At 44.7% G+C, this 4,301-nt stretch carries 4 protein-coding genes, 2 tRNA genes and 1 pseudogene; 6 read left to right on the top strand and 1 reads right to left on the bottom strand.

The window, feature by feature from the left end; translation table 11 throughout:
• The 4 genes and pseudogenes from AC9UH7_RS06145 to AC9UH7_RS06130 all read left to right on the top strand — a co-directional run.
• Nucleotides 1–216, top strand: a pseudogene (locus tag AC9UH7_RS06145) (hypothetical protein); the annotation flags it as partial.
• Between the two features lie 131 nt (nt 217–347).
• A complete protein-coding gene (locus AC9UH7_RS06140) occupies nt 348–617 on the top strand; it encodes a hypothetical protein (protein ID WP_509596256.1) in 270 nt (89 codons plus the stop codon).
• Between the two features lie 150 nt (nt 618–767).
• Nucleotides 768–840, top strand: a tRNA-Lys gene (locus AC9UH7_RS06135).
• Between the two features lie 1,051 nt (nt 841–1,891).
• Nucleotides 1,892–2,122, top strand: coding sequence for a hypothetical protein (locus AC9UH7_RS06130; RefSeq protein ID WP_509596254.1), 231 nt, complete (start codon nt 1,892–1,894; stop codon nt 2,120–2,122).
• Here AC9UH7_RS06130 and AC9UH7_RS06125 read toward each other — a convergent pair.
• Nucleotides 2,100–2,804 carry a glycosyltransferase family 2 protein gene (locus AC9UH7_RS06125; RefSeq protein ID WP_509596252.1) on the bottom strand — a complete coding sequence of 235 codons (705 nt, stop codon included), beginning with the start codon at nt 2,802–2,804 and terminating at the stop codon, nt 2,100–2,102. The genes AC9UH7_RS06130 and AC9UH7_RS06125 overlap by 23 nt on opposite strands.
• Before the next feature lie 106 nt (nt 2,805–2,910).
• Between AC9UH7_RS06125 and AC9UH7_RS06120 the strand changes: the two genes are divergently transcribed.
• Both AC9UH7_RS06120 and AC9UH7_RS06115 read left to right on the top strand, forming a co-directional pair.
• A tRNA-Lys gene (locus AC9UH7_RS06120) sits at nt 2,911–2,980 on the top strand.
• Nucleotides 2,981–3,016: 36 nt separating this feature from the next.
• Nucleotides 3,017–4,234, top strand: a complete 1,218-nt coding sequence (locus AC9UH7_RS06115) for a glycoside hydrolase family 16 protein (RefSeq protein ID WP_509596250.1) — start codon at nt 3,017–3,019, stop codon at nt 4,232–4,234.
• The last annotated feature ends 67 nt before the right edge of the window (nt 4,235–4,301 follow it).

Genomic DNA, 4,301 nt, shown 5'->3' with positions numbered 1-4,301 from the left:
GGCGGCAAAGATCATCTCTCCCATCGTTTAGTGAGAGCAGGATTAACCCGGCCTATGGCTGCCATTGCGCTGTGGGCGGCATCTGGTGTGTGCGCATTGGTGGCAATTGGAATTTACAGATACTCAGGCTCTTTCGGATCAGCGCTGATCTATGTGTTTGCTGCAGGCTGGTTATCGGCCCTGGTGCTGTTCTTGCGCACCCCACCACATGACTAAGCCCCACGTATAGGCTCACGCAAGTTTTTCACTTTTGACCATTCACAGGTGGGTCACAGCAATAACTTGGATTTATCGAACCCCATAATTATTGCAAATACCAATACTGGTACCTAAGAATGGAGCAGTTCATGAGCGAGCACACTAATCAAGCAGTCATAAAGTATGCAGATTCAATTATTCGTTGGGGTGGAGTCTTTAGAAATATTTTCACCGTCTTAGGTTGGATCTATTTAATTGGTGGACCATTTATTGGGTTCGTCTTTGTTGCAGGTGCACAAGCTCCATCAACTTACTTCCTCATGGGCATCATCGCGGGAGTTGTTGGCGCGGTAGCAATGTTTGGATACCGAATCATTTTTGACTACTTGTTAATGAAGGCTCACCAAGCCAAGGGCTAAGAAGCACAGACAAAGCCATCACGCTAGCAATGAGCGTGATGGCTTTGTGCTTGTCTAACATCGTTTGGTCCCAATTTCATGCCGCTTTTGTGCGTGAAGTGGGTCATCTAAATCTCCGATACGATTACGTCCGCAGATAATGCTGCAGTGGGGCCTATAGCTCAGTCGGTAGAGCAACGGACTTTTAATCCGTGGGTCGACGGTTCGAGCCCGTCTGGGCCCACTCGATTAGCTTTCCAAGCAAGGCGATTTGGCCAACGATAAGAACAAACAAGCTATACCTGCCATCTGGGATGGGCGCAAAGACAAATAAGACCCCCATCAATGAAATGGACATGAGGAATGGTGCAAATAGTTCTCTGCGTTTGAAACCCAGAAGCAGGATCAACGTCACCACACTCCACAGCCCAGCCCAAGCGGTAAGGCCGTGTAGCGCATTCCATAAGCGCATGGGCGCTCGCGCTTTTTCCGCAATCTCAGGGAATACCCATTCAATTCCTTGGTTTTCATATTCGATTGTGCTGTGCAGAAATGGTGGGCTTGGTAAACCATTGATTGGGAACGGAACTAGGTATGCATTTCTTTTGACATGCGTGTTTAGAATAAACAAGGGCGCTTGTTTGGCCAAAGTGCCCCAAGCGGCAGGAACAAACTCCTGCGACAAGATTTTTTCTTCAGCCGACACCTTTGCCTGATTTAAAAAAGTACACGCTGCCTCTGAACTCCAAGTTTCGGTATTTCCAACACCAGGAATATTTTCCTCTACAAACCCTGCGCCTTCAGGTAAATTAGCAAAACATGAAATGTCATTTCGCATCCACTCCTGAGCATAGTAATTATTTATGGGGCTCATTCCAAGAATGAGATTTGATCCAATCACCGTGATAAGCACGGTAGAAGAAATAGCCGTCAGCAGATAGGTGAAGACAACTTTTTTTCGAGTCAAAAGTAAAAAAAGAACCGAAAATACAAGAAGTGTGGGTAATCCATTTGGTCGAAAAGAAAGCAACAAGGATCCTAAGAACAGTTGCGTAGCTATGTCAGTCTTTGAGACTAATTCCGCTCTACGAATTTTGACCATAAAGGCCGTGACAAGTAAAAGACCTGCCGTCATTTGAATGTCATGCCATAGAGTTAATCCCATGCCCCAAATTAATGGAGTTAGGGTCATCAAGAAGGATGAAATAGCAGCGGTTTTTTTAGTAAGAATTGAATAAGTGAATTGAGTTGAAGCAAATACAAGCAGCAAGCCCCCTAAAAGGCTTAGCAGTCCTATGGCATCTCCAAAAAACGAGAAGAGCCTCACATATATAGCCCAGGAAGCTGTGAATGAATTTGTGAGATTGCCAGTCCTTGCCATTTCAACAGCCGCAAACGAATCCCCCGAAAAAAACCCTGGAAAGAAAATAACCCAGCAAGCAATGAGAAAAAGAGAATTTCGCATAAGTGAAAACTTAAAATCTACGTTTGTGATTTTTGAGATCATTTTTGTCGCCGATGTGTAAGTCGGAAGGCTGCCATTGAAACTATTACTGCGAAGGCATCTACTACCGAGATTGATTTTCCTTCTGCTCTAGTTCTTGCTCTATATGAAACCTCAATCTCAAAAGGTCGCTGTCTAAATCGCCACATGTGCATAGGGATCTCTATTTCAAGACCAAACTTCTTGTATCTATAGGGGAGATTTTTCAGATTAATTGAAGGAATCAGTTTGTACCCACACATGATGTCCGTTATTACCTCATTGAAGAAGAGCCCATACAAATTTGAGATCAGTTGATTTCCTCGGGCGTATCTCCATGTAAAAGATGAGTGCGCTAGAAATTTGCGATACCCAAAAACAAAATCGCATCCATTCGTTTGCACAACGGCCCACATCCTTACGATATCTGAAGTTGCTAATTCTAGATCTGAGTCGAGAATAACAACATGAGAAGTTTTTAGTGCCGTAGAGCCAGCACGTATAGCACTGGCCTTTCCACCATTCTTTTTCCTTATAACTTGGTGGGGTAGCCGATAAGTTTCCAGGGCATTATTCAAAATGGCCACGGAATTATCTGTACTCCCGTCATCGACAAAAATGTATTGGTCCACAGTTCCTTCGGGTAGAAGAGCGAGCTGGGTTACGAGCTCTTGAATTGTTCGTTCCTCATTGAAAAATGGGACCAAGACTGTGAGAGTTTTCATAGCATGCTAAATGTAGTTTCTTGGTGGGCTGAATAGAAGAGAATCTGTCAAACATTCCCGGAATACCTATAAATGTTCATTTGATACCGCAACCCTGGGGTTATTTCCTATAGCTCAGTCGGTAGAGCAACGGACTTTTAATCCGTGGGCCAGCGGTTCGAGCCCGTCTGGGCCCACTCATAGTTAATCAAAGCCTCCGCTACTATCACCTCGTGAAGAGATCACCGGCATTTTTAGTTGTTTTTGTTTTTTCAATCTTTCTCGCGATATCTTCAACCTCTGCCGCAACAAAAAACATTGAAGGAACGAGTTGTAAGCAGCTCGGGTTGCGACAATTACAAGATCGCGATCTCTACACCTGCGCAAAAGTAAGCAACAAATTAGTCTGGCAATTAACAGATGACAACACCTCTGATTTTGCACCATTTCCAATTAATGGACCCACTTGGCAACAACTTGCTGATGTCCGAGATGGTGCAGCAAAAGCTGCTGCAGAGTTATTGGCTAAGCAAGCAGCAGAATTAAAAGCTCAGCAAGAGGCTGCTGCCAAAGCGACTGCAGATGCCAAGGCTGCCAAAGCGGCTGCAGAAGTTCCAAAAGTTGCTGGACTAGTAATCGGCAAGCTTTTGTGGAGTGATGATTTTGTCGGCGCAAAGGGCTCTTCAATCAACTCCAGCAATTGGAGCGCGCGCAATTGTCACCGAGTGCCTACCGGCATGGGCGGCGGCGCATGCTTTGATAGTGAAGTTGTTTATTACGCTCCATCTGCAATCAAATTAGATGGCAGCGAAGACGGCGCCGCAGTCATTACAACGACGCGAATTACAGGAGCACTACCTAGTGATGCTGGCAAGTGCTTAACTGGCTATTGCGCATTTGTAAGCGGTCGTTTTGATACACATGGCAAAGTTGCATTTCAGTATGGATTTATCGAAGCCCGCATCAAGATGCCAGCAGGTAGTGGAAACCACCCTGCTTTCTGGATGCTTGGCGACAATATAAATCAAGTAGGTTGGCCATATTCAGGTGAGATGGACATTACTGAGATCCATAGCAATGAACCAACAACAACTACATCTGCAACACATTATTCAACAATTAATTCACCCAATACTTGTTGTACCAATCACCAATACAAGGTTGCAGCACTTGGCGTCGGAGCTGACACCTCAGCGGGATATCACACATACGCTGTTGCCTGGATGCCTAACTCAATTTCATATTACGTTGATAATCGTTTGATCTCTACAACAACTCCATCAAATCTGGGTGGCCTGTGGGTGTTTAACAGCAAGTTCTTCTTAATTCTTAATAACGCTGTTAATGCAGGATTTAGTGGATCATGGCAAAACTTGCAATCATCAACAATGAGCATTGACTGGGTTCGCAGTTATCAAGTTAATGGTCATGGAGAAGTCTTTACCCCATAAAAAATCCCGGCGCCCATACGGGCACCGGGATCTCTTATTTGAGAATTTTTACTTCTTCTTATAACCA

The sequence above is a fragment of the Candidatus Planktophila sp. genome, from assembly GCF_044348745.1.
GTDB lineage: Bacteria > Actinomycetota > Actinomycetes > Nanopelagicales > Nanopelagicaceae > Planktophila.
Note: the sequence above shows the minus strand (reverse complement) of the source record. Positions and strands in the feature narration are given on the sequence as shown.